The organism is Enterococcus raffinosus, assembly GCF_001886185.1.
Taxonomy (GTDB): domain Bacteria; phylum Bacillota; class Bacilli; order Lactobacillales; family Enterococcaceae; genus Enterococcus_A; species Enterococcus_A raffinosus.
Window position 1 is genome coordinate 1 of sequence record NZ_JXLA01000083.1, and the last position, 3,157, is coordinate 3,157.

Genomic DNA, 3,157 nt, shown 5'->3' on the forward strand with positions numbered 1-3,157 from the left:
CGAGATGCGAATCAAACGGCGGAAAAATATGATTAATAAATAAAATTAACTGCCAGATCAGTCAGAATTAGCAGACTTTGAGCTTGGACATCCGCTTTGACGAGCGATGTCCAAGTTCTTTTTTATTTATTAATCAGTTGAAGAGGAGTCAAAGTTTTCATCAAAATCATACCAGTCAATTTCATCCATGGTTTTAGCACCATAATAAAGTTGTAGATCTTTTTTAGAAAATTCAAAATTGTCGATTGAGTAATTCGCCACAAAAGCTCTACCGTATGAACTATCTAGAATCTCAGATAGTTCGTCTTCAAATTCTTGCTGTTTCAGTTTGGGTTCTACGATTAATTTTTCAGTACCATTCTTTTGTTCGAACTTATCGATTTCCGTTTCAATAGTAGACAAATAAGCATCGAACTGATTAAACCAAAACTGAGCGATTTCTTCATGTCTATCTTTTGGCAATTGGCTTGCCCTTTCAAAAAGGCTGTTTTCTTTTTCTTTCAATTCTGTTCTGATTTTCCATTCCAAATGTTGTACATATAGATTGAAGGTGTCAATGAAAGCAGTAAATGCCCCCGATTTTTCAACTTCAGTACCTAGGCTTTTTTCTAACTGTACTGAAAATACATCGAAAACATCAAACCACTCAGAATTAGTCATTTTCTCTAACTTACCGCTCCTAAATTTTTTATACGAAGCGATCTTTGATGTGTCAATTTCATTTTCATAAAGTGAAATAAACTTAATAAACTCTTTGGATGTACTTCTGTCAAAGTAAGGAGTTTTTCCTTTATCATCGCAGCTTTTTGTGATTTTATCTAATTTTTTTTTCAGATTCTTATCCGAAACAGCTTTGGTAAACTTGTTCAAATCACGTTTATTTTTAAGCTCAGCAACTTTTGCATCAATATCGATTGTTTCGGGGAACGTTTGTAACACTAGTTCGCGTAAAATTTCTGTGTATGAGATAAGATCTTCGGTGTTTTGCAATAATAACTTCATAAGCAATTCTCCTAGCATTATTTTTTAACATCAAATCGCGTTTTGTAGTAAAACAATCCAAACAGTACATATAACGTTTAAGACCAATCGTTTATCATTGATTTTGTTGATAGCAACGTTGCAGTAATCAACAAGTAAAATTTATCTAACAGCTGTGGATTCATCTTAAATGAAGATTTTAGAATCGTCAAAAGTGAAATAGTCTTTCGAGAAAACGCTTTCTATAAGCTGGCTTTTTCAAAACTTAAAATCCATAAAATGTGTTCAATATTGAAACTTATTGCAGTTAAATTTTCAGCTATCTAAGACAGACTATTAAATAACATGTTAATGATGATTATAGGCTATGAGTTTAGAAAATTAATTAAGGAAAATTTAACTTTTACATTTAGCAATTCGCATGATGAAAAACTAGTTTAAAGAATTTACTACTGATCAATAGGTTTGATGTGATTAGATCATTGACAACCGAAATGTAGCAGCATCTGTATAGAGACATTGTTAGGTAAATATTTACGCTTTTTCTTAAAAAAGGCCTAGGAGGAAAAATAATGAACGTTTTTTTAGAAGAAATGTGCAAGCAGAATAGCGATCCAGAATCTGAAACACTTTGGTCCATGGAAACGATTATTATGAGTGGTAAGATTCCAAAAGTAAAAACCGATTTAAAGAAAAATTTCTTTCAGTCCTTTTCGAAGGCTGCTATCACACCGGATGTGATTATTGTTGAAGGAGAAAATTATCGGGCTGAATTTGTGAATCGAACCACCAATTATGTCATTCCAACAGAAGTAGAACAAGTAAAAAATGCTTTAGAAAAACTTGCTGAGCTTTATCCGGCAGATGAGTATGGAGTTGAGGACATTGATATTTCCGGTGGTGAAGAAGAAATCATACTCGCTATGGAGTTTCCCATAGAGAAACAATTGAATCCGGATAAAGATTTTTATGATGTATACGGATCAAAGCCTGGAGATTTCTATTTCATTCAAGAAAATTCTGAAGGAAATACTGAGTACGAGTGGGTTGTTGGAAAAAATCAATTATTGGAGATTGGAAGCCCAATGCCGAAAAGTGAGAAAAAGAACGGACAAAATGCTTTTCATCTAATGGTTCCAAAGGATTATTGTCCATCAGAATTTTATCATCAAACGATTAAGTATGCGTACGAGCGTGATTTATTTGTAGATGAAGTTCTATGTGAATCAGATGGAGACGTTTTTTTTGACAAGCTAACTGAAAAAACCAATTCAATGTGTGAAAAGGATAGTCTGGCGATCAATGATTTTCAGGAATTAATAGAGGTGACATCGTACGATAGACTATGCATTCTTTTTTGTAATACGCCGGGAAAGGGATCCATTTTCATTTCTAATGAAAGAAATACTGAGTTTTTAAACTTTTGGAAAATCTACAGTCTCCAAGAATTTTCAGCGAACAGGCCTTTTATAAATAAGTTTCGAAAAGCTATTAGTGATTTAGAAGATTATATGTAGTTCCAAACTAAACCAAGCTACTACATTATTAAAAAAATTATCATCATCAATTAAAACTGATAAAAATGAATATCACGCTCAATCCTGTTCACAGAGGATTGAGCGATGGAATTGAAAATTAGTACTATTTTTCAATAAAAAAAGGAATGATTTTGAATGCCGAATTACATTTACAGCGGGCAAAGCACGGAAGTTTTGCCGAGAATAATAAAAATCAAGCAAGTCACACACAGTAGCGATGGGAGAAAACTTTTCATCACAGGCGATGAGCTAGATGACACAGGCAACATGATTTTGCAGAACTCTCGGATTGAAATTTCCAAAAAGGGATTGAGTCAAGGCTTCAATTATTCAGTAGGTGAAGCAGTTGGAGCATGTTTGACAGCTTTTGGACAACCAACAGGAAATAGTGGGGCGAAAAGCTTTGACCTCGATCAGCTCATGGGGACTGTCTGTATCGTTTTCTTTCACCAAAAAGTCACAAAAGACGGTCGAGTTTACACATTGTATCGAGATCTGTTTCCTTTACAGGTAGTGCAGTTTCCTTGGATCAATGTTCCTGACGCCGGAAATGTTGACAATTCTTAGTAGTGTAAAAGGAAAGCCGCTCTAAAAATGCTACCCCGAGAGTGACTAGTAATACTAGTAGTATCGGGGGT

At 34.2% G+C, this 3,157-nt stretch carries 3 protein-coding genes; 2 read left to right on the forward strand and 1 reads right to left on the reverse strand.

Annotated features, from left to right (window positions below; all coding sequences use genetic code 11):
- Positions 1-129: 129 nt before the first annotated feature.
- A complete protein-coding gene (locus tag RV13_RS20150; protein ID WP_010746970.1) occupies positions 130-1,002 on the reverse strand; it encodes a hypothetical protein in 873 nt (290 codons plus the stop codon).
- Positions 1,003-1,553: 551 nt separating this feature from the next.
- Here RV13_RS20150 and RV13_RS20155 point away from each other — a divergent pair.
- Positions 1,554-2,498, forward strand: coding sequence for a hypothetical protein (locus RV13_RS20155; RefSeq protein WP_010746969.1), 945 nt, complete (start codon positions 1,554-1,556; stop codon positions 2,496-2,498).
- Between the two features lie 156 nt (positions 2,499-2,654).
- On the forward strand, positions 2,655-3,086 hold the full coding sequence (locus tag RV13_RS20160; RefSeq protein WP_010746968.1) for a hypothetical protein: 432 nt from the start codon (positions 2,655-2,657) through the stop codon (positions 3,084-3,086).
- The last annotated feature ends 71 nt before the right edge of the window (positions 3,087-3,157 follow it).